Origin of the sequence: Enterobacter sp. BNK-18 (assembly GCF_047456135.1) — a bacterium.
In the GTDB taxonomy this organism is placed as follows: domain Bacteria; phylum Pseudomonadota; class Gammaproteobacteria; order Enterobacterales; family Enterobacteriaceae; genus Enterobacter; species Enterobacter ludwigii.
This window is the reverse complement of record NZ_CP179899.1, coordinates 3527493-3552298: the sequence shown is the minus strand read 5'-3', so window position 1 is coordinate 3552298 and position 24806 is coordinate 3527493. Positions and strand designations below refer to the sequence as shown.

Sequence of the window (24806 nt, the reverse complement as noted above, 5' to 3'; positions counted from 1 at the left end):
TGGCTGGATGTTATTGAATTATAGCTTGCGACTAATCCACGTAAGCTTTTGTGAGTGCAGTCAGCCACTCCATAAACAGATGTACCCGACGGGAGAGGTTGCGCCGGTGGGGATAAATCAGCGATACCGGCATCGGTTCCGCCCGGTACTGCGGGAGAACTTCAATCAACTTCCTGGTGCGCAGAGCGTCACGCACGCCAACGCGCGGCACCTGGATAATACCCAGTCCGGCGATGCACGCCGCCTGATACGTTTCTGTGCTGTTGACGGTTAAGACCCCGCCCGTCTTCACCCACTGCGTCGACGTGCCGTTATAAAATTCAAAGCCCTGGGGACGTGTTCCCAGCGTGGCGGCATAGTGAATGACGGCGTGTGAACCCAAATCTTCCAGCGTTTCCGGATAGCCAAAACGCGTGACATAATCCGGGCTGGCGCAGTTAATCACCGACAGCTTGCCCAGCGGGCGGGCGATAAGTCCCGAGTCTTTGAGCGCGCCGACGCGTACCACACAATCAAACCCTTCACGAATAACATCCACCAGGCGATCGCTGCTGCTAAGTTCCAGCTCGATGCCCGGATATTGCTGCAGAAAAGCAGGCAGTTTGGGGATGACTAAATTTCGAGCAACGCTGACGGGCATATCCACGCGTAACCGACCGCTGATGGTGGAGGGGTCATGCTGGAACATACCGTCCAGTTCATCCAGGTTTGTCAGAAGATCTTTTGCCCGCTCGTAATACACCATGCCGTCCTGCGTCAGGCTTACGCGACGCGTGGTTCGGTGCAATAGCTGGGTTCCCAGTCGGTTTTCCAGCGCCTGAATTTGCCGCGAAACACTGCCTTTCGGCAGCGTCAGTGACTCCGCCGCCCGGGAAAAATTCTCCAGTTCCGCGACACGAACAAACAGCTGCATTGCGTGAATTTTATCCATAGACGAAGCTCATTGTTGTTGCAATTGAAACAGTGAAGCGCTCTGCGACATCTTTATTGATTTTCTATCACCTAATAAGCTCTTTCTCAATCTCCACAACAGTCAAAACGAGGTTTCTTATGTCTGAACGTATTGCATTAGTCACAGGTGGTAGCCGTGGTCTGGGTAAAAACGCGGCGTTGAAGCTCGCAGCAGACGGAACGGGAATTATCCTGACCTATAACCGAAGCCAACAGGACGCGCTGGATGTTGTGCGCGAAATTCAGCAAAAAGGCGTTAACGCGGCAGCATTGCAGCTCAACGTCGGAGATGTTGCAAGTTTCGACCTTTTTGCCGCTCAGCTTCAGGAAATCCTTAATACCGTATGGCAGCGTGAAACCTTTGATTATTTATTAAACAACGCCGGGACGGGCTTGTACGCGCCCTATGCTGAGACAACGGAAGCCCAGTTTGATGAGGCACTGAATATCCATTTCAAAGGGCCTTTTTTCCTGACGCAGCGTTTGCTTCCCTTGCTGAACGACGGTGGGCGGATCCTGAACGTCTCCAGCGGGCTGGCCCGTTTTACGCAACCCGGTTCCGGCACCTATGCGGCAATGAAAGGGGCGATGGAAGTGCTGACCCGCTACCAGGCGAAAGAGCTGGGTGCGCGCGGTATCTCCGTCAATATCATTGCTCCCGGTGCGATAGAAACCGACTTTGGCGGCGGACGCGTGCGTGACAACGCGCAGCTTAACCAGATGCTGGCATCGCAGACGGCGCTCGGGCGCGTAGGGCTGCCGGATGATATCGGTGATGCCATTGCGGCGCTGCTCAGCGATAAACTGGGCTGGATGAATGCGCAGCGTATTGAAGTATCAGGCGGTATGTTCCTGTGATGCCTTCGCTTAAGGGGATGGAACCTCTTAAGGAAATCCTCAAATTGAATGTGTCCAGATACTGGGAGATATAAATAACACTGGTGGATTTGTAACGTCTCCGTTCATTGAGTTTTTTCTTAAATAATGCCTCTGTAGAATCTCCCTTCGCGACTCTCAGAGGGAGAAAAACGATGCGGGTAATTATGTTTGACAGGCAGTCCCTGTTTATTCACGGAGCGATACACAGTCTTCAGAAATTAATTCCGGAAATAAATATTACGGGAAGCTGTCAGGCAGAAGATTTACGGGCGCAAATTTCAGCGTCACCCACGGCTATCGTCATGATTGACGGGAATTTAATTGAGGATGAGGGGATCGCCTGGCTGGAAGCGATCATGCAGCGTTTTCCGACGATACGCGTGGTAATGGTTCTGGCTAAAAAAGAGGCCCGCTGGGTTGAGCAATTGCTGCAGCGAAACGTGATGGCCATTGTTCCCCGCAATGCGCACCCGGAGCGCTTTTCCGCAGTGCTGGATTCGGTCTCCCGAGGAATGGTGTGCTTCCCCGGTGAGTGGGTGAGGCAACCGTCGGCGCCGCAGGCGTTATTATCCTTAAGCGAACGCCAGCGCGAAGTCCTGAAGTTACTGGCGGCGGGGGAGTCCAACAAAGAGATCGGGCGCAATCTCAACATCAGCGCCGCCACGGTGAAAGCGCACCTGGAAGCGCTTTTCCGCCGCCTGGAGGTGAAAAACAGAACCCAGGCCGCGATGTACTATACCCGGGCGACGGCCTGAAGAATTGCGGTCGGGAGTGAGGTCGTCTCACCGAAACTGAGCATCATCAACACCAGCGCGTCGTGCTGCTGTTGGGTTAACGGGCGTTTAAATTTTTCCCGCAGCAGCGTTTCGCACAGCTGAATATCATCGTGAAGTAAATATTCAGCCTGTAGCGGCGTGATAAGACGCTGAAAACATTCGCCCTGGCGAATAACATGGCCATAGCCAATAACCCATAAACCGTTTTCATCACGATATTTCTCCAGAGAAAGCCCCTGGTGTTTTTTTATTAACGCAATGGCGGCAGAAGATATCTTCAGCGCATGACCTTTCATATTCGTTTCCTCTTAATGGCAATATTGTAGAGGAAACGACGCACGCGAAATATCCGCCAAATGGCTATAGATCAGGAATGATTGCTGAGATATTCCTGCTTCAATAAACCGAACAGCCAGTCATTATGCCATTGTCCGCCAAGGTAATAACTCTCGCGTAACTCGCCTTCCAGACGAAAGCCCGTTTTTTCTAGCAGGCGTCTGGAGGCGATATTCCCCGCCGTGACGGTGGCGGTGAGGCGGCGGATGCCGCCCTGATGAAAGGCGTAACCGCACAGCGCCTGCAGCGATTCGAAGCCGTAACCTTTCCCCTGGGCCGCAGGTGCAAAAAGAAAACCCACTTCCGCGCAATCGTCATCGCGATGAATATAACCGGTGACGCCGAGCGGTACGCCGGAGGTGGCGTCACGCACAACGAGGCAAAGCCAGTGCGTGCTGCCCGGCGTCCAGGGCGTCAGACGAGAGTCGAACGCCTCGCGGATCGCCTCCACGGGGCGATCTTCCGCGACAAAACGCATCACCTCGGGGTCGTGCTGCAACGCCAGGAAAAAGGGCCAGTCATGGTCTTGCAGCGGTGAACAGATAAGACGCGATGTCGTTAAGACAGGCATTCAGATTCTCCTGAAACATTTAAAATGATTTTCGTGGTGTCACTTTATTTCAACAGAAAGTCAGGTATGGTTAACCTCGTATAAATAAAAAGAAAAACGGCCATTACGGGCCCATTCTGGTTGTCTTCGTTGTCGCTTAAGGAAAACAATGACTCTCAGCACAGCACACCCTATCCGCGAACAGTTCGAACACTGTCTGGCGGTTATTCGCCAGGCCTCGGTTGAAATTTTACTTCTCCTGAATGTACATGTTTCTGAGGGAAAAGATCCACGCTGGTTTCTGGAACAACTGGACAGCGCGCGTTTAGGCCTGGGGGGCTGGAATGCGGTTGCGAAGACGCTCAATTTGAATGACGCGGAGATGTCCGAATTCACGCTGCAATTGCGTCTGCTTCAGCAGCGTGTTCCTCAGTACGAAAGCGGTCAGGATGTCAGTGAAAACCAGCTGATTGCCGCGATGCGGTTTGTGACCACGCTGGAGCACCTTCGTTTGCAGCAGCCTCTTCTGACCTACAGCACCGAAGTGGCGCCAGGCAGTGAACTCCAGCAACAACAGGCGCACAAGCAGGTGCGTACGATTGAGTTGATGATAAAAGGGCTGATCCAGCAGGCCTGGCCCGATCAGGTGCGGCTGAATAACCATCTTAAAACCCTGTTTAACGCGGACCGCGTGCGGCGCTGGCTGAAGCTTGGTGACATCAATGATGTGCTGAGCGGCATGATGTTCAGTGAGCTGGCACAGATGCTGGTGGATAAAAAAGAGTTCAGCCGCTACTACGCCTCGCTGTTTAGCGATCCGTCAATGCTCACGCTGATGGTGGAACCGCGGAAAACCCTGCAAACCTTCCTCGATGATATTCGGCAAATCCGCAACAATATTACCGTGCAGAAAGCGTTAAGTTCGGCGCAAATCCAGCTGCTGGATAACTACTACACGCAGATCACCCGACCGGTTCAACGTGCTTTTGAAGAGGGGAGAACCCGTGTCAACCCGGCCGGACTGATGGCGGTGGATGCCAGCGAGCTGCATGCTTTCTGGGAAAAGGCGCAGAAAATGGATCGTGTGACCGGCGGGGATCTCTTTGAGGTTCGTGACACGATTGAAAAACCGACCCAGCGCGCACCGCGCACGCCAGAACAGCGTGAGCAGCTTATTTCCGGCGCGTTATGGGGGGCGGTTGGCGTGATGGTGATTGCCATTGTGGCGGGCGGCTTCTGGCTGGTAACCAGCAGTAAACCCCAGCCTGCAGCCGGGAACGTTGCAGAAACGGCCCAGCCTCAGGAGATGCGCGAAACCCCCTCCTCGCGCGAGACGCTGTCGCGCATGGGCGTGACCTGGGACGAGAATAATTTCCGCTCGGCGATTAACCGCAATGATACCCGGGTGGCACTGCTGTTTTTGCAGGGAGGGATGGACTGGAAGCTCTCCTGGACGGAAGAGGCGATGTCGGCTGACTATGACGACGTTCTGGAGCTGATGTTGCGCTACCGACAGAACATGGTGGAACAGAAGCCGTGCCGGCGCTTTATCAACACGCTCAGCCATGCCATGTCGAATGGCGAGTCCCTGACGTCAATGCGTAAACAGTATCTGAAGGCGTTTTGCACCGTGCCTGCCGTGGTGAAGCGCCAGCAGCATGATCTGGATTTGGCGACGCGTCGGGCACAATCACAGCCGGATGCCACCACAAAAAAATGGCAGTCCATCCAGACCGCCATTTATGAAGTGATTCGTTAATCCTGTCTTCTCCCTCTCCCGGGAGGAGAGGGATGGATACGGGCATCAGACCGCAGAAGGTCACGGCTCCCCATACAACCCAATCAACCGCCGTACCACGCCGTTAGTCCAGCCGAAGCCATCCTGCAGCGGGTACTCACCCCCGCCCCCTTCGCGCGGCGTACTGCTGGCGATGTGATATTTCTCAATCACCTTATGGTGGGCTTTATAGAAATGATTCACCGTCTGCAGCCAGCTCCAGGAAATCTCATCGCCCAGCGAGTCATTGCCGTACTGTTTGAAGCCCTGAATCGCCATCCACTGCAGCGGTGCCCAGCCGTTGGGTTTATCCCACTGCTCGCCGGTCTCGTACTCGGTGGCCAGAATCCCGCCCGGCGTCAGCAGACGTGCTTTTACCGCATCAGACAAGCGTTCAGCCTGCTCGTGGGTCGCCATGCCAACGTACAGCGGCACAATGCTCGCCGCTGAGAACAGCGCCATGACCTCGCGGCGCCAGTCGTAGTCACGGTAACAGCCATTCTCGTCATCCCACAGATACCGGTTCACCGCGGCGCGGCGATCGCTGGCTTTCTGGCGGAACAGTTCCGCGGTCTCTTTATCCCCTTTCGATGCCGAAATATTGGCGATCGCGCTTTCCAGCTTGAACAGGAACGCGTTCAAATCGATAGGGATAAATTGCGTGGTGCGGATGCTGGCAAGTCGGCCAGGCTCCCGCAGCCAGCGCGAGGAGTAATCCCAGCCGGAGGCCGCGCCTGCGCGCAAATCGCGATAAACCTCATTCGGCGGACGGCCAGAGTGACGGGCGGTTTCCACATCCTCAATCCATGATTCATCGCGCGGCGTGTCACGGTCGTCCCAGTAGCGGTTTAACAGCGAGCCATCCGGCATACGCACCGCGCTGCGATAGGCCTGATTAAGCAGCAGCGATTCCGCCCCGTCCATCCAGAAGGCATGCTCCATTTTGAGGTGTTCAAGGTAGCGCTTTGCACCGCGCACACCATCCTCTTCAAACAGCTCTACCATCAGGGCAAATACCGGCGGCTGGGAGCGGCTGAGATAATAGGTACGGTTACCGTTCGGGATATGGCCGTAGCGTTCAATCAACCACGCGAAGTTATCCGCCATACATTTCAGCAGATCGTTACGTCCGCTCTCTGCCAGACCCAGCATAGAGAAGTAGGAATCCCAGTAATAGGTCTCACTAAAACGCCCGCCGGGCACGATATAGGCCTGCGGCAGCGCCAGCAGAGAAGACCAGGGGATGTGGTCCTGCGGCTCGCGCGTCAGCACGGGCCACAGGCTGTCAATGTGCTCTTTTAGCGACAGGCCGGGGTCGGAGACATATTCCGTGGTATAGGTCTCTGGCAGCCAGAAGTGGTTCTCCACGAACCGGCGCAGGTCGAAATCCCGGTGGCGCCTGACCTTGCGATAGCGGATCAGAATATCCAGAGGATCCATCTTCGGGGCACAGTCGGGGAAGGTTTTGCTGTCCGCAAACAGACGTGTCGACTGCACGTGCTCGAACAGTTCCAGATAGCGATCGGCGGGCGTCAGAGCATCAGAGGCGGGTAGCCCCTCAATCATTTCGGGTTCCGGCTCCGCCTCAATCATTTCATCCAGTTTTAACTCGCAGGGATCGGTCTCGTAGCGCAGCTCTTCTGCAATCTCGAACTCGATGTTCTCGGCAGCCTGTAGTTTCTGGTTGAACATGGCGATAAGGACCTCCGGTTGTGTGTTCAAAATAACAGTTTTTTCCGGGCGTCTTATAAGCGTAGACATTCGCTTCGGTGTTGGCTGAGGGAAATGTGCGGTTGATCACGTTTTTAAGCGCGGGGTATTTGCGGAGTTAAAACATCAAGTGCCTGAAAAATAAAGACTAAAATGGATTTTTAGACAGATTTATGGGGCAAATAATTCAGAGCATTCGTTGTGCAACGATTTATGTCTGAAACAAACGCCCCTCCGCAGAGGGGCATTTTGCTTAACGCATGGTGACAAATTCTTCGGCCGCTGTCGGGTGGATCGCAACGGTGTTATCGAAGTCTTTCTTGGTGGCACCCATTTTCAACGCCACGGCGAAGCCCTGCAGGATCTCGTCCATGCCAAAGCCAATGCCGTGGATACCGACAATCTTCTCTTCCGGACCCACGCAGACCAGCTTCATGCGGCATGGCTGACGGTGAGAGGTGACGGCGGTATACATCGCGGTGAACGCGGATTTATACACTTTCACCTGGTCGTCGCCATACTGCTCGCGCGCCTGAGGTTCTGTTAAGCCCACTGTGCCGATTGGCGGGTGGCTGAAGACCACGGTCGGAATGTTACTGTAGTCCAGATGCTCTTCCGGTTTGTTGTTAAACAGACGCTCAGAGAGGCGACGGCCCGCGGCAACCGCAACCGGCGTCAGTTCGACCGCACCGGTGTTATCGCCCACCGCGTAAATGCCCGGAACGCTGGTGTTCTGGAATTTATCGACAACGATATACCCTTTCTCATCGGTTTTAACGCCCGTCGCCGCCAGGTTGAAGTTGTCGTTAGCCGGTTCACGACCAATCGCCCAGATCAGGCAATCCACGGTCTGGCTACGGCCATCTTCCAGCTCAAGCGTCAGGCTACCGTCTGCATTTTTCACGACCGCTTTTGGCACGGCGTGGGTGTGCAGCGTTGGGCCTTCGGTATTCATCACTTCGACCAGCGTATCGACGATCAGCGGGTCAAAGTTGCGCAGCGGCGCGTGTTTACGCACGAACAGGTGCGTTTCTGCGCCCAGGCCATTAATCACACCGGCCAGTTCTACGGCGATGTATCCCGCGCCCACCACGGCAACACGTTCTGGCAGAGCAGGCAGCTCGAAGAAACCGTCGGAGTCGATACCGTATTCCACACCGGGAATATCCGGGTGGCTCGGACGCCCGCCGGTCGCGATCAGGATGTGATCGGCAGTGATCGTCTCACCGTTAACGTCGATCGTCTTCGCATCAACAAAGCGCGCAAAACCATGAATAACATCGACGTTGTTCTTGCCCAGCACATTGTCGTACGAGGTATGAATACGGTCGATATAGGCTGTACGGCTGGCGATCAGCTTGTTCCAGTCAAAGTTATTGATGGTGGTGTCAAAGCCGTAATCCGGGCCATACATATGGATTGCTTCACGGATTTGGGCCGCATGCCACATCACTTTCTTCGGTACACAACCCACGTTGACGCAGGTGCCGCCCAGCGCTTTGGCTTCGATCAGCGCACATTTCTGGCCATACATGGCCGCGCGGTTGATGGAGGCGATGCCGCCGCTGCCGCCGCCGATTGCGATGTAGTCATAATGCTTAGTCATAGCTTTTATCCTTAATCGTGAATTGCCGCGATTGTATACCTGAAATCAATAGTTTCCACCGATGACTGCGATTACTCCGGCACGATCCAACTGACGGTGGCATGGCCCGTTCCGGCCGGCACCAGCGTCTTGTGCAGCCACGGCAGCACGTTGTTCATCTGCGCTTCGAGCTTCCATGGCGGGTTGATCACAATCATGCCGGAAGCGGTCATGCCGCGCTGGTCGCTGTCCGGGCGCACGGCCAGTTCAATTTGCAGAATTTTGCGGATACCGGTCGCTTCCAGGTCTTTGATCATGCGTTTAATTTGCGCACGCAGCACCACCGGATACCACAGGGCATAGGTGCCCGTCGCAAAGCGTTTGTAGCCGTCGTTAATACCGCTCACTACCGCCTGATAATCGGTTTTGATCTCATAAGGCGGGTCGATCAGCACCAGACCGCGACGGGATACCGGCGGCAGTTTGGCCTTCAGCTGCTGGTAGCCATCCGCCTTTTCCACACGGGCGCGGCTGTCTTTCTGGAATTCAGAACGCAGCAGCGGGAAGTCGCTTGGGTGCAGCTCGGTCAGCTGAAGGCTGTCCTGCTCGCGCAGCAGCTGGCGGGCAATCAACGGCGAGCCAGGGTAGTAGCGCAGCTGGCCGTTGCGGTTAAAATGATTCACCACACCAATGTAGGGCTCCAGCTCTGCCGGCAGGTCGTCCTGCTGCCAGATGCGGGCGATCCCTTCCAGGTATTCTCCGGTGCGCTCGGCATGTTCGCCGCTCAGCTGATAACGTCCCGCGCCCGCGTGGGTGTCCAGATAGAGAAACGGTTTATCTTTCTCTTTAAGTGATTCAATGATCAGGCTCTGAACGGTGTGTTTAAGGACGTCGGCGTGGTTGCCTGCGTGAAAGCTGTGGCGATAACTGAGCATGAATGATTGTGTTCCAGGTAGTAAACGTAGGCCTGATAAGCGTAGCGCCATCGGGCAAAAATAGAGCGTATCGCCACAGTATACAGAAAAGTTTATCCTGCCGCGAAAGCGCAACGTCTGGCATTGAAATCCTCTACACTTATCCCCATTCTAGATCGCATATGCACAGCGCCGGATGCGCGCTTCATTCATCTTATTCAACAGGACAGCGTTTATGACCAATCCATTACTGACGCCTTTTTCGTTGCCACCGTTTTCTAAAATCCGCCCTGAGCATGTGGTTCCAGCCGTAACACAGGCGCTGGACAACTGCCGTGCGGCGGTAGAAAGCGTGGTGGCGCAGGGCGCGCCGTACACCTGGGAAAATCTGTGTCAGCCGCTGGCCGAAGTGGATGACGTGCTGGGACGCCTCTTCTCCCCGGTAAGCCATCTGAATTCAGTGAAAAACAGCCCGGAACTCCGTGAAGCGTATGAACAAACCCTGCCGTTGCTCTCTGAGTACAGCACCTGGGTTGGTCAACACGAGGGGCTGTACAAAGCCTATCGCGACCTGCGCGATGGCGACCACTATGCCGAACTCAATACCGCGCAGAAAAAATCGGTCGATAACGCTCTGCGTGATTTCGAACTCTCCGGCATTGGTTTGCCGAAAGAGAAACAGACCCGTTACGGTGAAATTGCGGCCCGTCTGTCTGAGCTGGGTAACCAGTACAGCAACAATGTGCTGGACGCGACCATGGGCTGGACGAAGCTGATTACCGACGAAGCCGAGCTGGCCGGTATGCCGGAAAGCGCGCTGGCGGCGGCGAAAGCGCAGGCCGAAGCGAAAGAGCAGGAAGGCTTCCTCTTAACCCTGGACATCCCGAGCTACCTGCCGGTCATGACCTACTGCGACAATCAGGCGCTGCGCGAAGAGATGTACCGTGCGTACAGCACCCGCGCCTCCGATCAGGGCCCGAATGCCGGTAAGTGGGATAACAGCCCGGTGATGGCTGAAATCCTCGCGCTGCGTCACGAGCTGGCACAGCTGCTGGGCTTTGAGAGCTACGCCTCCAAATCCCTCGCCACCAAAATGGCGGAAAATCCACAGCAGGTCCTCGATTTCCTGACTGACCTGGCGAAACGTGCGCGTCCGCAGGGCGAGAAAGAGCTGGCACAGCTGCGCGCCTTCGCGAAAGCGGAATACGGTGTCGACGAGCTGCAGCCGTGGGATATCGCCTGGTACAGTGAAAAACAGAAACAGCACCTTTACAGCATCAGCGATGAGCAGCTGCGTCCTTACTTCCCGGAAAACAAAGCCGTTAACGGCCTGTTTGAAGTGGTTAAACGCATTTACGGGATCACCGCCAAAGAACGTACCGACATCGACGTCTGGCATCCGGACGTGCGCTTCTTCGAACTGTATGACGAGAAGAACGAGCTGCGCGGGAGCTTCTACCTGGATCTGTACGCTCGCGAGAACAAACGCGGCGGAGCATGGATGGATGATTGCGTCGGGCAGATGCGTAAAGCGGACGGCTCCCTGCAGAAGCCGGTGGCGTACCTGACCTGTAACTTCAACCGTCCGGTGAATGGCAAACCTGCGCTGTTTACCCATGACGAAGTGATTACCCTGTTCCACGAGTTCGGCCACGGCCTGCACCATATGCTGACCCGTATCGAAACCGCAGGCGTTGCCGGTATCAGCGGTGTGCCATGGGATGCGGTCGAACTGCCAAGCCAGTTTATGGAAAACTGGTGCTGGGAGCCGGACGCGCTGGCGTTCATCTCCGGCCATTACGAAACCGGCGAACCGCTGCCGAAAGAACTGCTGGATAAAATGCTGGCGGCGAAAAACTACCAGGCGGCGATGTTTATCCTGCGCCAGCTGGAGTTCGGCCTGTTCGACTTCCGTCTGCACGCCGAGTTTAGTCCGGAGCAGGGGGCGAAAATCCTCGAGACGCTGGCCGAGATCAAAAAGCAGGTCGCCGTTATTCCTGGCCCAACCTGGGGCCGCTTCCCGCACGCGTTCAGCCATATCTTCGCGGGCGGCTATGCGGCAGGCTATTACAGCTACCTGTGGGCCGACGTGCTGGCGGCGGATGCGTTCTCTCGCTTTGAAGAAGAGGGCATTTTCAACCGTGAAACCGGCCAGTCGTTCCTTGATAACATCCTGACGCGCGGCGGTTCTGAAGAGCCAATGGTGCTGTTCAAACGCTTCCGTGGCCGCGAGCCGCAGCTGGATGCGATGCTTGAGCACTACGGAATTAAAGGCTAACCGTTACGTGAAGATTTGTTTAGTCGATGAAACAGGCGCCGGTGACGGCGCCTTATCTGTTCTGGCCGCCCGCTGGGGGCTGGAGCATGATGATGAAAACCTGATGGCGCTGGTGATGACGCCGGCGCATCTGGAATTACGTAAGCGTGACGAACCCAGGCTCGGCGGGATATTTGTCGATTTTGTGGGGGGCGCCATGGCGCACCGGCGCAAGTTCGGCGGCGGTCGCGGTGAAGCGGTTGCCAAAGCGGTTGGCGTCAAAGGAAGCTATCTTCCGGACGTGGTGGATGCCACGGCGGGTTTAGGGCGCGATGCGTTTGTCCTGGCCTCGGTAGGGTGTCACGTGCGGATGCTGGAGCGCAATCCGGTCGTGGCCGCGCTGCTCGACGACGGGCTGACGCGCGGCTATGCCGACCCGGAGATTGGACTGTGGCTGCAGGCGCGCTTGCAGTTGATTCACGCCTCCAGCCTGACGGCGCTGACCGATATCACTCCGCGTCCGCAGGTGGTCTACCTCGACCCGATGTTCCCGCATAAGCAGAAAAGCGCGCTGGTGAAGAAAGAGATGCGGGTGTTCCAGTCGCTGGTCGGGCCGGATTTAGACGCGGATGGTTTGCTGGCGCCTGCTCGTCAGCTAGCCACGAAGCGCGTGGTGGTGAAACGTCCTGACTATGCGCCGCCGCTGGCGGACGTGGCGACGGCCAATGCGGTGGTTACCAAAGGGCACCGGTTTGATATTTATTCGGGGACGCCGGAACAGGAAGGTTAGGGTGTGCGGTTTGATGGCGTCACCCCAACCCGCGCTGGAAAGAGGCTCGAACGGTTCCCTCTCCCTTTGGGAGAGGGAAAGCAGACTTACTCGTCTTCTTCGTCACGCAGTGGAACAATCAGCATATCCACATGAACGGTGTTAATCAGCTGACGCGCTGAAGACATCAGCTTGCTCCAGAAGTCCTGGTGGTGACCACAAACGACCAGGTCCATATCGTATTTCTTAATCGCATCAACCAGCACCTGACCCAGATCGCCGCTGCCGCTTAAGGTTTCGGTGATAGGGTAGCCCGCGTTGGTGGACAGTTCGCTCAGGGCGTGGTGTGTCTCTTCAGAGATGCGTTTCTGCATATCACCGAGATTGACGTCAATCAGACCGGTATAGAGGTCGGAGTAATTCACATCAACGTGGATAAGAGAAACTTTCGCGTTGTAAGGGCGTGCCATGGATACCGCTTTATCAACCAGCACTTTACTCTCCGGAGAGAGGTCTACCGCGATGAGAATGTGTTTGTAAGCCATAGTGTTACTCCTTCCTTAAGTTATCGATGACTAAATGGAAAAGCCGTCGTCTGATGCTTTCATTACGGCCCAGTAAAACATATTTTTCAAGCTTTGGTGTTGATAACGATTAACCTTGTGGCAAAAAAATTAACGGATCTCCTACACTATTTAATGAGCCGTTCGGATATTAAAACGCGAACCGGATCGACTTTTGTTCATTCTTTCACTGAACTGTCTGTCAGGGCACTGGAGTGCGGTAGCTCAGAGGCCTTGCTTCGTGGGCGTACGCCGGGGAGGATGTATGATTAGCACCGTCGCATTGTTTTGGGCGTTATGCGTGGTTTGCATAGTGAATATGGCGCGCTACTTCTCATCGTTACGTGCGCTGTTAGTGGTACTTCGTGGTTGCGATCCGTTGCTTTATCAGTATGTGGACGGTGGAGGGTTCTTCACCTCGCACGGACAGCCCAGCAAGCAGATGCGTCTGGTAGGGTATATCTATTACCAGCGCTATCGCGATCACCACGATGAAGAGTTTATTCGCCGTTGCGAGCGTCTTCGCCGTCAGTTCATTTTAACCAGCGCCCTGTGTGGTCTGGTTGTGGTCAGCATGATTGCCTTGATGATTTGGCACTGAGCATAAAAAAAGCGGGTCAGTTTCCTGACCCGCTTTTTTATCGCGTTCTGCCGATTAGATAAGCTTCAGCGAAATCCAGTACAACCCACCCGACAGCAGGATAGAGGCCGGAAGGGTAAATACCCAGGCCATCAGAATGTTGGTCACGGTTTTGCGTTGCAGACCGCCGCCGTCAACAATCATGGTCCCTGCCACGGAAGAGGAGAGTACGTGGGTGGTCGAAACTGGCATACCGGTATAGCTCGCCAGACCGATTGAAACCGCCGCCGTCATCTGCGCGGACATACCCTGCGCATACGTCATGCCTTTCTTACCGATCTTCTCGCCGATGGTGGTCGCCACACGACGCCAGCCAATCATCGTACCGATACCGAGAGCCAGTGCGACAGCCATGATGATCCAGATTGGCGCGTACTCAATAGTATTGAGCATATCGCCTTTCAGTTTCTTCAGCAGACGCTGGTCGTCAGCATTCACTTCTGGCAGCTTCGCCACTTTATCCGTGACATCAGAGATGCACAGCATAATGCGACGCAGTTGACCACGTTGCTCAACGGACAGTTTGTCGTAGCTTTCGATATTACCCAGCATGCCTTTGGCGCGTTCCAGCGCGTTAATCGCGTTTGCCGGATGGCAGTGGAATTCGCCCGGCGCAGTGGTAGCGCCTGCTTCAGGAGAAGGGATCAACTGGTCAACGCCGGTTGCCTTCTTCAGCAGCTCAGGGTGTTGCTGGAAGTAGATTTCAACGTTGTTCACCGCATCACGGGTACGGGTGATTTCGTAACCGGAGGCGTTCATGTTAACCACGAATCCCGCCGGTGCGACGCCAATCAGTACCAGCATTACCAGACCAATGCCTTTCTGACCGTCGTTCGCGCCGTGAGAGAAGGCAACGCCGATAGCGGAAAGGATCAGGGCAATCCGCGTCCAGAATGGCGGCTTTTTCTTGCCGTCTTTCTTCTCACGCTCTGCAGGCGTCAGGTGAATACGGGAGCGTTTTTTCGTATTGCTCCAGTAACGACGCAGGATGAAAATCAATCCGCCTGCGACCACCAGACCCACGATAGGGGAGACAATCAGTGAGGCGAAAATTCCCAGCACTTTCGGGATGTTTAACGCATCAACAACCGAGGTACCGGTCATGAGGGCATTCGTTAACCCAATACCGATAATCGCGCCGATGAGGGTGTGAGAACTGGATGCAGGCAGGCCGAAATACCAGGTACCGAGGTTCCAGATAATTGCAGCAAGCAGCATTGAGAACACCATAGCGAGGCCATGGCCAGAACTAACGTTGAGAAGCAGATCCGTTGGCAACATATGCACGATCGCATATGCAACGCTCAGTCCACCCAGAAGAACACCAAAAAAGTTAAATACCGCCGCCATAACAACCGCGAGCTGCGATCGCATTGCGCGAGTGTAGATAACCGTTGCTACTGCGTTTGCAGTGTCGTGGAAGCCGTTGATCGCTTCGTAAAACAGTACAAAAACCAGAGCAAGCAATAATAAAAGCCCGGTATGTAAATCCAGGCCAGCAAACAAATGTAGCATAGGACGTTACGCCATTTTGAGGACATGAACGCGGCGCATTATCCAGGACAAATGCGCGGCGGGCAAAGTGAAATATAGCTTTTTTTTGATATAACTTCGGCTTTGTTGGCGTTAGGTAAAGAAATATATTTTATATTTCAAGTATATGACTGATATCTCGGTTAATTGCGCTGGTGTGACCACAGAGGAAACTTTACAATCCGCGGCAGTTAACGAAGAGGATTTTGACGTGGAAAGGTTTGATGCCGTGGTAATTGGCGCCGGTGCGGCGGGTATGTTTTGTGCGGCGATGGCCGGACAGGCGGGTCGTCGCGTGCTGTTGCTGGATAACGGTAAAAAGCCAGGACGTAAAATTCTGATGTCCGGTGGCGGGCGCTGCAACTTTACAAATCTCTATGTCGAACCCGCAGCTTATCTGAGCCAGAACCGTCATTTTTGCAAATCGGCCCTGGCGCGTTACACCCAGTGGGACTTTATCGACCTGGTGGGTAAGCACGGTATCGCATGGCATGAGAAAACGCTGGGCCAGCTGTTCTGTGATGACTCCGCCCAGCAGATTGTCGATATGCTGGTGGCCGAGTGCGAGAAGGGCGGCGTGGTGATGCGCCTGCGCACGGAAGTGCTGGAGGTGTCCCGCGATGAGCAGGGCTACACGCTGCAGTTAAACGGGGAAAGCGTCAGCGCCGATAACCTGGTGATTGCCAGCGGTGGCCTCTCCATGCCGGGGCTCGGTGCTTCACCATTCGGCTACAAGATTGCCGAACAGTTTGGCTTGAACGTGCTGCCCACCCGTGCGGGGCTGGTACCGTTCACCCTGCATAAGCCCCTGCTGGAACAGCTCCAGACGCTTTCTGGCGTCTCGGTGCCGTCGGTCATTACGGCTGAAGACGGTACGGTGTTCCGTGAAAACCTGCTGTTTACCCACCGTGGTCTTTCCGGCCCGGCGGTACTGCAAATTTCCAGCTACTGGCAGCCGGGGGAGTTTGTCACGGTTAACCTGCTACCCGAATGCGACCTGGAGGCTTTCCTCAACGAGCAACGCGCGGCGCACCCGAATCAAAGCCTGAAAAACACGCTGGCCATGCAGTTGCCAAAACGTCTGGTGGAATGTTTGCAGGTGCTGGGGCAGATCCCCGATGTGTCGCTCAAGCAGCTTAACAGCCGCGAACAGGAGGTGCTGGTTGAGACGCTGACAGCCTGGCGGGTGCAGCCCAACGGCACCGAAGGCTACCGCACGGCGGAAGTGACGCTTGGCGGGGTCGACACGAATGAACTCTCGTCCCGCACCATGGAAGCGCGCAACGTGCCGGGGCTCTATTTTATTGGTGAGGTGATGGATGTGACCGGCTGGCTCGGCGGATACAATTTCCAGTGGGCATGGGCAAGTGCCTGGGCGTGCGCTCAGGCGCTGGCAGAAGACAAGTGACATAAGAGCACTGCCACTCGTCACAGATGGCTTTACGGACTGACGGTGGTTACGTCTGTTACAGCAAGAATATTGCTCGCGGCCACTGTCCCCATCTTGATATATGACGCTGCGGTAACGCCGCCAATATGCGGTGAAATAACCACGTTTTCTACGGACTGCCAGAGGTGCGGCGCCGTCAGCGGCTCGTGGGTAAAGCTGTCCAGCGCTGCGCTGTGCAGCGTGCCATCCCTGAGCGCCGCCAGTAACGATTCATCGTCGATCAGTCCGCCGCGTGCCGTATTTACCAGAATTGCGTTCCGCTTGCAGTGTGCGAGCGTCTGGCTATTGATCATCCCCCGATTCTCATCGGTCAGCGGACAGTGCAAAGAGATGACATCGGAACGGGAAAGAAGTCCATTCAGCGTTTCTGCGCGTTCGCACAGGGCAGGCATGGACTTAGCATAGGGATCGTAAGCCAGCACCTTCATGCCGAATGCGTGGCCAATATGTGCCACACGCGAGCCGATAGCACCCAATCCGATGAGCCCTAACGTTAAGCCCTCCAGTTCAATGGATTTATGCGTCGCCTTATCCCAGTGCCCGTCTCGCAGGCGCTTGTCCAGAGGCACCACCGACTTTGCGCAGGCGAGGATCTGCGCCCAGGTATGTTCAGCCACTGCCGCCGCGTTTGCACCTGGCGCAGCGCGGACGGCGATGTTGCGCTCGGCCGCTGCCGTCTGGTCTATCACATCGATCCCGCTTCCGTGCTTGGAAATAACCTGCAGAGCGGGGGCGGCATCCATGACTTTCGCGGTAATCTTGCCGTAACGTACCAGAATCGCCACAGGATTGTGTCGTTCACACAGCGCGATCAGTTCATCTTCTGTGGGCTGGCGGCCCGCAAACACCACCTCAAAGCCCTGCAACATCACCATGGCCTGCTCCGCCAGGTCGCTTCCGGTAACCAGAACTACGTCTTTGCCCCCCATCACAGCGTCTCCCCGTCATCTAACATACCTGCCTTACGAAGCGCGTCATCAAGCCAGTGTGGACGTAAATCGCCTTCACGGATGGCGGCAAGGCGTCGGGTCTCCATCTCCAGCTTTCCTTTTGCCAGCGCGATAACTTCCTGAACCTCATCGCGCGGGATGACTACCACGCCGTCGATATCCGCGACAACCAGATCCCCGGCCTGAACCGTCGCCCCGGCGACTGAAATGGGATGATTAACCCGACCAGAAATTAGCTTTGTCGGGCCGCAGGGGTTCAGACCGGCAGAAAAGACAGGGTAGTGACCTTTGCTCAAGGTATCGGCGTCTCGTACAGCGCCGTCAATAATAATGCCCGCAATGCCGCTCGCCTGAGCCTGAGTGGCCATGATTTCCCCAAGCAGCGCGCAGCTCAGGTCGCCTTTGCCATCGACGATCAGGACATCGCCGGGCTGCGCCACCGCCATCGCGGCATGAATCGCCAGATTATCACCCGGACGGACTTCAACGGTGATGGCCGGACCCGCAACGGACATGTGTGGGGCCAGCGGTTTGATGCGGCCATGAAGCGTACCGCGGCGACCGGCCACGTCGGCCAGAATAGCGGCCTGATACTCGGCAGCCCGACGAACGTCCTCGGCAGAAACGCGATCAAACTGGCGATTAATCGGTTTTTTTTCAGTAACGGACATGAATGCCTCCATATTGTTTTACTAAGTACAATGCAGGTGTACAATGCAAAACAACTATAGCGGTGTTGCTTTCCTTTTAGCCAGACCCGAGATGGCGTTTGTGATGTAAACACGAAGTGACTCACAAAATTTGAGGTACACTCACTGCCGGGCTAACAAGGAGATAATGATGGGGAATGAAGGCGTTGTAGCGGTTGAAAAAGCGCTGGCTTTACTGGATTGCTTCCGTCCTGGAGATGAGAGCCTGACGCTGACCGCGCTGGCACAGCTATCGGGTTATCACAAAACCACGGTTTACCGCTTGATGAATTCTCTTGAACGGATGAATTACGTCGTCAGGCATGAAGACGGCAATTATGCGCTGGGCCCACGTCTGCTTTACCTCGGCAAGCTGTATGAACAATCTTTCCATCTTTCCCGAGTGGTTCAGCCAGAGCTCCAGGCCTTATCCCTGGCGTCTCAGGAGAGTGCCAGCTGGTATGTGCTGGAGGGAGGGCAGCGGCTTTGCCTGTTTCGCGCTGAAGCGTCGCATGGCCTGCGACACAGCAATCTTCCCGGTAGCCAGTTTCCGCTCGATAATTCGGCCATCAGTAAGATATTACGCCATTGGGGGCTCAATGAGAGCCTGCCGGAGGGAGACGCTGAACTCCCTTTCTACACGTCAGGGGCACGCGATCCCCACACCGCTGCGTTTGCGATGCCTGTCTTCGGCGTTCACGACAAGCTGGTTGCGGCGTTAGCCCTGACCGGCCCCATCTCACGGCTGACGGAAGATCGTCGTGAGAAGGAGATAGGTCAGTTGATGAAGGCGGCAGCAAGCCGTCTGTCGCAGAAAATGGGAGCCAGTAAGCTCTTCTGTCAGCAGTTTTTTGGGGAAACGAGCGATACGGCGGAAGAACATCTTTAAATGCAGAAGCGGGACAGTTGTCCCGCTTCTGTCAACGCTAATGCGTGACCTGTTTTTCGTGTAGCTGAGCGTTGCGGGCCTGTCGGCCCATAATGAGCACCGCTATCCCCCCGGCCACGCACAGCGCGGCCAGCGGAAGCATCGCCAGCGTGTAGCTGCCCGTCCGCTCATTGATAATGCCGTACGCGTTTACCATCACCGCCCCGCCTATCAGGTTTGCGATGGCACCAATCGCGGCCAGTCCCGCCGCCGCTGAGGTACTGCTCATCCAACCGGACGCCAGCGCCCAGAAAGGCCCTTTCATTGAATAGGCGCCTATCAGCATAATGCTGAGGATAACGATCGTGGCAGACAGCGAAACGCTCACAAAGGCGGCGAACACGCCGGCGGCAATTATGAATAGCGTGAGTGCGGTATGCCAGCGGCGTTCGTTGGTACGATCGGAATTCCGTCCCCATACAATCATGAGAACAGATGCCAGACCGTAAGGAATGGCGTTAAGCAGACCTGTCTCAAGATTATCGAGATGGAAGGATTTCAGCAGTTGAGGAGACCAGACGCTGATGGTGGTACCCGCGGACGATGCACCCGCGTAAATCAGCGCCATCAGCCAGATTTGGCGATGCTTTAGCAACTGCCAGGTGGTCTGGTGTCCGATATTCTTTTGCTGGTTGCGCTCGGTTTCCAGCGTGGTTTCCAGCCATTGTTTCTGTTCACTGCTAAGCCAGCTCGCCTGATGAGGGCGATCCCGGAGAATAAACCAGGCTGCAATACCCAGCAGCACCGCCGGCAAGCCTTCAATAATGAACAGCAGATGCCAGCCGCGAAGACCCAGCCAGCCATCCAGTGACAGTATCAACCCGGAAAGCGGGGAGCCAATGAAGTTAGCGAGCGGGATGGCGACCATAAAGGACGCAATAATGCGTGCGCGGTAGCGGGACGGGATCCACCAGGTCAGATACAGCACGACGCCCGGGAAGAAGCCCGCTTCTGCAGCACCGAGAAGAAAACGGACGATATAGAGCGACGTGGTGTTCTGCACCAGGGACATACACATGGAGACGATGCCCCAACTGATCATAATGCGCGGGATCCACAGCCGGGCGCCGACTTTCTGCATGGCCAGGTTGCTGGGTACTTCAAACAGAAAATAGGCCACGAAATAAAGACTGCTGGCGAAGCCAAATGCAGCTTTGCTGAGGCCAAGGTCCTCATTCATCTGCAGCGAAGCCATGCCGATATTCCCGCGATCGATAATGGAGACCAGGTAACTGACAATCAGAAACGGGAGAATACGCCAGATCACCTTCCATATCGTCTCTCTTTCTATGTCCTCGGTGGCGGTAGCACCGTTACGTAAATGTTCTGTCATTGTGTCCTCGCAGGGTATGTTCTTTGTTTTATTAGGTACAACTGAGTTTTATTAAACAAAACCACTATAGCGACGGCGCGTTCTTTTTATCCAGTTAATGGAAGGTTTAAATGATGTAAATAAGAGGTGACTCACAGATAGTGCGCTCCAGATATATCGCTCACAGCAGTCGAACCAGCCGCAAAGAGGAGACTCTAAAAGGGTGATAATCACGCAGCGCAATTATTGCACCAACTTTTTTCCTCCGATCCACTAAGCTTCGACCAGGCCAGACAACTCCAGGTGCCCCGCTGCGTTCGCGGGGTCATTTTTCTTCCCGGTCAGAGCACCTTTCATGCAGCTACTCAGCATCATTATTTTGCTTACCCTTACGGTGGTCATCCATTCGCTGTGGATGTTTTGCGTTTTAAAATTCATTAATTTAGAGGTCGACTCTGCGGTGCGCGTGGTTTTGCGTAACGTCGGGATCGTTATTTCCATGATCTTCGCCCATCTTCTTGAAGCCGGTCTCTTCGCCGGGTTTTATTTTGTTATTGATGCATTTAACGACTGGAACACCAGCTTCTACTTTTCGCTGGTCAGTTACGCCACGGTGGGATACGGCGATGTCACGTTGCCTCAGCACTGGCGGCTGATTGGGGGCGTGGAAGGCCTGGTCGGCGCCTTGATGGTGGGCTGGTCAGTGGCGGTTCTGGTGGCCGTACTGCAGCGTTTGCGCGGCATGAGCGCCTAAACGGCAGATGCGCGACCCCATGGAGTGCGGTAAAGTACCTCTCTTTGCCGGGCCTGGAAGGGCGCGGCTTTAAGGGTTAAAGGCTGGTAAACAGCCTGCCCCTTTCCGTTCCTGGTTTACGCCAGTTTGCATGGTGTTGTGTTTTGTCTGCCAAAAGGGTTGTGTATGTCTGCTGCTCATCTCGGTTTCCCGACTGAAACCGTTGTTGTCTTTGTAGTGATGGCCGTCGGGGCGATGTTTATCGACCTCTTTATGCACCGTCACGATAAACCGATCTCGCTGAAAAGCGCTGCCATGTGGTCCCTCTTCTGGGTCATGATGGCCATGGCTTTCGCCGGGTTCCTGTATGTTCACCACGGCGCAGAGATGGCGAGCCTGTTCCTCACCGGTTACGCGCTGGAAGAGGTGCTCTCCGTCGATAACCTGTTTGTGATGATGGCGATTTTTGCCTGGTTCGGCGTGCCGGATAAATATCGTCACCGCGTCCTCTACTGGGGCGTGCTGGGGGCGATTGTTTTCCGCGGTATCTTTGTGGCCATCGGGACCAGCCTGTTGAGTCTGGGGCCTTACGTCGAGGTTATCTTCGCGCTGGTCGTCGGCTGGACGGCGGTGATGATGCTCAGACGTAATGAAGAGAGTGACGAGGTTGAAGATTACTCCGGCCATCTGGCTTACCGTCTGGTGAAACGCTTCTATCCTGTCTGGCCTAAAATCAGCAGCAATGCCTTTATTCTGACCCAGAAAGAGGTGGACGCGGAGCTGGAGAAACCTGAAAACCAGGACGTGATGGTTGGACGCGTGAAGAAGGCGAAACGCTACGCAACGCCGCTGCTGCTTTGCGTGGCGGTCGTGGAACTCTCTGATGTGATGTTCGCGTTTGACTCCGTGCCGGCCATTATTGCCGTCAGCCGTGAGCCGCTTATTATTTACAGCGCAATGATGTTCGCCATCCTCGGCTTGCGTACGCTCTACTTCGTGCTGGAAGCGCTGAAGCAGTATCTGGTGCATCTGGAGAAAGCGGTGGTGCTGCTGCTGTTCTTCGTGGCGTTCAAGCTCGGATTAAATGCCACCGATCACTTCTGGCACCACGGTTACAGCATTGGTGCCACGGCAAGCCTGTTTGTGGTGCTTGGCGTGCTGGCGCTGGGGATTATCACCAGCGTGATGTTCCCGGGTAAGAAAGAAGCCCATTAAAAGCAAAACGGCAACCTTTGGTTGCCGTTTTCGGGTAGACAGTGTCTAACACTTAATCGGTGAATGTCGACGCTTGCGCGGTGGATGGAAGTGCCGCCAGTGTGCATCCTGCGCCGCCGCCAGCAGTTCATGGTCGCCGCGGGTATCGCCCCACGCGCGCAGGTGGTAGCTATTCAGATCGCCATACACTTTTTCCAGCCTCGCCACCTTCTGGGCACAGCGGCAGTTGTTGCCGGTGATACGCCCGGTGAGCTTGCCGTCTTTCACTTCCAGCTGCGTGCCAATCAGCTTAATCCCCAGCTTGTCAGCCCACGGCTGGAGCACCAGCGCCGGAGAGGCGGAACAGATGGTCACTTCCGCACCGGAATTCACCTCTGCGGCGACGGCCAGTACGCCGGCAGGGCGCATCAGCTTGTCCCAGTATTTTTCGCAAAACGCTTCCGCCTGCTGGCGTAGCCAGTGTTCATCCACGCCCGTCAGGAACGTTTTAATCAGCACTTCCTTCAGCTCATCGCGCGTCAGCTTACGACGCACGCAGTGGAGTGTGGGTAAGGCCATACGCACCAGGCGGCCCGCGAAGTAACGTTTACCAAAGGCAAAACGCAGGAAAGGGATAAAGCTGTCGTGGTGCGTCAGTGTTCCATCAAAGTCGAAGACGGAGAGCACGTTGGATTTGGCCACGGCCTCGTCGGCAATCATATTGGTCATAAATACGTCTTAGCTAAAATACACATTCTGTTGATTAGTTTACCTGCTTTACCCTGTCTGTCCTTCTGTCTTGAGCATTTTTTTCGCGATCTTGCGATCGGAAAGTGAGTCCATTTTTGGTCTCAATAATAATTGGTTGAAAAGCGAGCTGTCTATATTATCGCCACATTGCGCGCTATTTCGGGGGAACGTTGGCCCCCACAGGTAAGGAAAATATTCACTCACTGAATCTATTTTGATATGACGTTTAGATCGCTTATTTCAATCCTCTTGTTAAGTCTGGCTTCGTTTTCGGCATTGAGTTTTCAACTGCCGGCGTCAATGCTGTCAATGAACCGTGAGCTCGCCCTTTCTCCGGCAAAATCCGCGCTGCTGCACCAGGAAACAGGACCACTGCGTACCCGGATCCTTGATCAATACCAGAAGTGGAAAGGCACCCACTATCAGTGGGGCGGGACCACGCATCGGGGCGTGGACTGCTCCGCGCTGATGCAGCATCTGTTCAGCGATGCGGCGCACCTTAATCTGCCGCGCACGACGGGCGAACAGATCCATCGCGGCGTGAAGGTGGCGCAATACCGTCTGAAGGCGGGGGATTTAGTCTTCTTTCAGACCGGTCCAGACCGAAGGCACGTGGGCGTGTACATCGGCAATAGCCAGTTTATTCATGCCTCACGCAGCCAGGGCGTAACCGTCTCAACCCTGACTGATGACTACTGGCAGGCGCACTATATTACTGCCCGACGGGTCACAGACCGTTCTGTCTGAGGGATCAGATGATGTCATCCACCACGCCGCCATCGACGCGCAGTGCCGCGCCCGAGGTGGCGGAGGCCTGGGGCGAGCAGACATACACCACCATATTGGCGACTTCTTCCACCGTCGCGGCACGCTGGATAACCGAGCTCGGGCGGTGAGTCATCACAAACTCTTTCGCCAGTTCCTCCAGCGATTTGCCGGTTCTCTCGATCTCGTCTTTCATCATGCCGGCAAAACCGTCTGAAAGGGTGGGACCGGGCAATACGCTGTTCACCGTGACACCGCTTCCCGCCACGAACTTCGCCAGCCCGCGAGCGAGCGACAGCTGCGCCGTTTTGGTCACGCCATAGTGGATCATGTCCGCTGGAATATTGCAGGCCGACTCGGACGAAATAAACACCACGCGTCCCCAGCCTTTCTGCACCATACCCGGCAGCAGCGCACGGGAGATACGCACGCCGGACATCACGTTTGTCTGCCAGTAACGCTCCCAGGTGTCATCGTCGGTGCCATAAAAATCCTGCTGGCCGTAAATGCCGGCATTGTTGACCAGGATGTCGACGTGGGTCGCCACGTTCAGCAGCGATTCCACCCCTTCAGCCGTGCTGAGGTCGGCAATCGCAGCGCGTACCTGCACCCCAGGCACAACCTGTTGTAGCTGCTGGATACCTTTATTCACAGACTCCGTGCTACGGCCATTGATGATCACTTCCGCACCGCTTTCAGCCAGCCCTCGGGCTATGGCGAAGCCGATCCCGCCGGTAGAGGCGGTCACCAGCGCGACTTTCCCCGTAAAATCGATCTTCATCATCTGCTCCTTAT

General features: G+C 55.4%; 24 protein-coding genes. 11 read left to right on the top strand and 13 right to left on the bottom strand.

Going from position 1 to position 24806, the window contains the following annotated elements:
* Positions 1-31: 31 nt before the first annotated feature.
* Positions 32-931: a LysR family transcriptional regulator gene (locus tag ACMGG3_RS17170; RefSeq protein WP_414149332.1), complete on the bottom strand. Its 900-nt coding sequence runs from the start codon at positions 929-931 to the stop codon at positions 32-34.
* Between the two features lie 119 nt (positions 932-1050).
* On the opposite strand from ACMGG3_RS17170, the gene ACMGG3_RS17165 reads away from it, so the two are divergent.
* Both ACMGG3_RS17165 and ACMGG3_RS17160 read left to right on the top strand, forming a co-directional pair.
* The gene (locus ACMGG3_RS17165; protein ID WP_121340489.1) at positions 1051-1809 is read left to right on the top strand and encodes an SDR family NAD(P)-dependent oxidoreductase; all 759 of its coding nucleotides are present in this window, start codon (positions 1051-1053) and stop codon (positions 1807-1809) included.
* Between the two features lie 173 nt (positions 1810-1982).
* Positions 1983-2585: a response regulator transcription factor gene (locus tag ACMGG3_RS17160; RefSeq protein WP_079231591.1), complete on the top strand. Its 603-nt coding sequence runs from the start codon at positions 1983-1985 to the stop codon at positions 2583-2585.
* On the opposite strand, the gene ACMGG3_RS17155 is transcribed toward ACMGG3_RS17160, so the two are convergent.
* Positions 2564-2902: a lysozyme gene (locus tag ACMGG3_RS17155; RefSeq protein WP_014172077.1), complete on the bottom strand. Its 339-nt coding sequence runs from the start codon at positions 2900-2902 to the stop codon at positions 2564-2566. The genes ACMGG3_RS17160 and ACMGG3_RS17155 overlap by 22 nt on opposite strands.
* A gap of 71 nt (positions 2903-2973) precedes the next feature.
* Positions 2974-3513, bottom strand: coding sequence for a GNAT family N-acetyltransferase (locus ACMGG3_RS17150; RefSeq protein WP_414149331.1), 540 nt, complete (start codon positions 3511-3513; stop codon positions 2974-2976).
* 148 nt (positions 3514-3661) lie between these two features.
* On the opposite strand from ACMGG3_RS17150, the gene ACMGG3_RS17145 reads away from it, so the two are divergent.
* Positions 3662-5251, top strand: coding sequence for an STY4199 family HEPN domain-containing protein (locus ACMGG3_RS17145; protein WP_032679187.1), 1590 nt, complete (start codon positions 3662-3664; stop codon positions 5249-5251).
* A 60-nt stretch (positions 5252-5311) separates the two neighbouring features.
* On the opposite strand, the gene ACMGG3_RS17140 is transcribed toward ACMGG3_RS17145, so the two are convergent.
* The 3 genes from ACMGG3_RS17140 to ACMGG3_RS17130 form a co-directional block, all read right to left on the bottom strand.
* A complete protein-coding gene (locus ACMGG3_RS17140) occupies positions 5312-6961 on the bottom strand; it encodes an alpha,alpha-trehalase (RefSeq protein ID WP_414149330.1) in 1650 nt (549 codons plus the stop codon).
* Positions 6962-7232: 271 nt separating this feature from the next.
* Complete coding sequence (gorA, locus tag ACMGG3_RS17135; protein ID WP_014172073.1) at positions 7233-8585, bottom strand: glutathione-disulfide reductase; 1353 nt, start codon at positions 8583-8585, stop codon at positions 7233-7235.
* A 71-nt stretch (positions 8586-8656) separates the two neighbouring features.
* Positions 8657-9499, bottom strand: coding sequence for a 23S rRNA (adenine(2030)-N(6))-methyltransferase RlmJ (locus ACMGG3_RS17130; protein ID WP_020884500.1), 843 nt, complete (start codon positions 9497-9499; stop codon positions 8657-8659).
* A gap of 214 nt (positions 9500-9713) precedes the next feature.
* Here ACMGG3_RS17130 and prlC point away from each other — a divergent pair, with 214 nt between their 5' ends.
* Together prlC and rsmJ are read left to right on the top strand one after the other, a co-directional pair.
* A complete protein-coding gene (gene prlC, locus ACMGG3_RS17125) occupies positions 9714-11756 on the top strand; it encodes an oligopeptidase A (protein ID WP_032680115.1) in 2043 nt (680 codons plus the stop codon).
* Between the two features lie 7 nt (positions 11757-11763).
* The gene (gene rsmJ / locus ACMGG3_RS17120; protein WP_040018266.1) at positions 11764-12525 is read left to right on the top strand and encodes a 16S rRNA (guanine(1516)-N(2))-methyltransferase RsmJ; all 762 of its coding nucleotides are present in this window, start codon (positions 11764-11766) and stop codon (positions 12523-12525) included.
* A gap of 86 nt (positions 12526-12611) precedes the next feature.
* Here the strand turns inward: rsmJ and uspA are convergent, their stop codons facing one another.
* On the bottom strand, positions 12612-13049 hold the full coding sequence (gene uspA, locus ACMGG3_RS17115; protein WP_003861223.1) for a universal stress protein UspA: 438 nt from the start codon (positions 13047-13049) through the stop codon (positions 12612-12614).
* A gap of 283 nt (positions 13050-13332) precedes the next feature.
* On the opposite strand from uspA, the gene uspB reads away from it, so the two are divergent.
* Complete coding sequence (uspB, locus tag ACMGG3_RS17110; RefSeq protein WP_003861224.1) at positions 13333-13668, top strand: universal stress protein UspB; 336 nt, start codon at positions 13333-13335, stop codon at positions 13666-13668.
* Positions 13669-13722: 54 nt separating this feature from the next.
* Here the strand turns inward: uspB and pitA are convergent, their stop codons facing one another.
* Positions 13723-15222, bottom strand: a complete 1500-nt coding sequence (gene pitA, locus ACMGG3_RS17105) for an inorganic phosphate transporter PitA (RefSeq protein WP_014172068.1) — start codon at positions 15220-15222, stop codon at positions 13723-13725.
* A 229-nt stretch (positions 15223-15451) separates the two neighbouring features.
* Here pitA and ACMGG3_RS17100 point away from each other — a divergent pair, with 229 nt between their 5' ends.
* A complete protein-coding gene (locus ACMGG3_RS17100; RefSeq protein ID WP_079232025.1) occupies positions 15452-16648 on the top strand; it encodes an NAD(P)/FAD-dependent oxidoreductase in 1197 nt (398 codons plus the stop codon).
* Between the two features lie 32 nt (positions 16649-16680).
* Here ACMGG3_RS17100 and ACMGG3_RS17095 read toward each other — a convergent pair whose 3' ends face one another.
* Together ACMGG3_RS17095 and ACMGG3_RS17090 are read right to left on the bottom strand one after the other, a co-directional pair.
* On the bottom strand, positions 16681-17619 hold the full coding sequence (locus ACMGG3_RS17095; protein ID WP_020884505.1) for an NAD(P)-dependent oxidoreductase: 939 nt from the start codon (positions 17617-17619) through the stop codon (positions 16681-16683).
* On the bottom strand, positions 17619-18311 hold the full coding sequence (locus tag ACMGG3_RS17090; protein WP_025202818.1) for an RraA family protein: 693 nt from the start codon (positions 18309-18311) through the stop codon (positions 17619-17621). Before ACMGG3_RS17090 ends, ACMGG3_RS17095 begins: the two co-directional genes overlap by 1 nt.
* A gap of 169 nt (positions 18312-18480) precedes the next feature.
* Between ACMGG3_RS17090 and ACMGG3_RS17085 the strand changes: the two genes are divergently transcribed.
* On the top strand, positions 18481-19218 hold the full coding sequence (locus ACMGG3_RS17085; protein WP_044858534.1) for an IclR family transcriptional regulator: 738 nt from the start codon (positions 18481-18483) through the stop codon (positions 19216-19218).
* A gap of 37 nt (positions 19219-19255) precedes the next feature.
* Here the strand turns inward: ACMGG3_RS17085 and ACMGG3_RS17080 are convergent, their stop codons facing one another.
* Positions 19256-20590 carry an MFS transporter gene (locus tag ACMGG3_RS17080; RefSeq protein ID WP_414149329.1) on the bottom strand — a complete coding sequence of 445 codons (1335 nt, stop codon included), beginning with the start codon at positions 20588-20590 and terminating at the stop codon, positions 19256-19258.
* A 334-nt stretch (positions 20591-20924) separates the two neighbouring features.
* Here ACMGG3_RS17080 and ACMGG3_RS17075 point away from each other — a divergent pair, with 334 nt between their 5' ends.
* Together ACMGG3_RS17075 and ACMGG3_RS17070 are read left to right on the top strand one after the other, a co-directional pair.
* Complete coding sequence (locus ACMGG3_RS17075; protein ID WP_020884509.1) at positions 20925-21323, top strand: potassium channel family protein; 399 nt, start codon at positions 20925-20927, stop codon at positions 21321-21323.
* A 165-nt stretch (positions 21324-21488) separates the two neighbouring features.
* Positions 21489-22517, top strand: coding sequence for a TerC/Alx family metal homeostasis membrane protein (locus tag ACMGG3_RS17070; protein WP_020884510.1), 1029 nt, complete (start codon positions 21489-21491; stop codon positions 22515-22517).
* A 45-nt stretch (positions 22518-22562) separates the two neighbouring features.
* On the opposite strand, the gene ACMGG3_RS17065 is transcribed toward ACMGG3_RS17070, so the two are convergent.
* Positions 22563-23225, bottom strand: a complete 663-nt coding sequence (locus ACMGG3_RS17065; protein ID WP_014172059.1) for an HAD family hydrolase — start codon at positions 23223-23225, stop codon at positions 22563-22565.
* 240 nt (positions 23226-23465) lie between these two features.
* Between ACMGG3_RS17065 and ACMGG3_RS17060 the strand changes: the two genes are divergently transcribed.
* The gene (locus ACMGG3_RS17060; RefSeq protein WP_307374167.1) at positions 23466-23993 is read left to right on the top strand and encodes an NlpC/P60 family protein; all 528 of its coding nucleotides are present in this window, start codon (positions 23466-23468) and stop codon (positions 23991-23993) included.
* A gap of 4 nt (positions 23994-23997) precedes the next feature.
* Here ACMGG3_RS17060 and ACMGG3_RS17055 read toward each other — a convergent pair whose 3' ends face one another.
* Entirely contained in the window at positions 23998-24792 is a 795-nt protein-coding gene (locus ACMGG3_RS17055; protein WP_025202822.1) for an SDR family NAD(P)-dependent oxidoreductase, read from the bottom strand.
* Positions 24793-24806 lie beyond the last annotated feature (14 nt).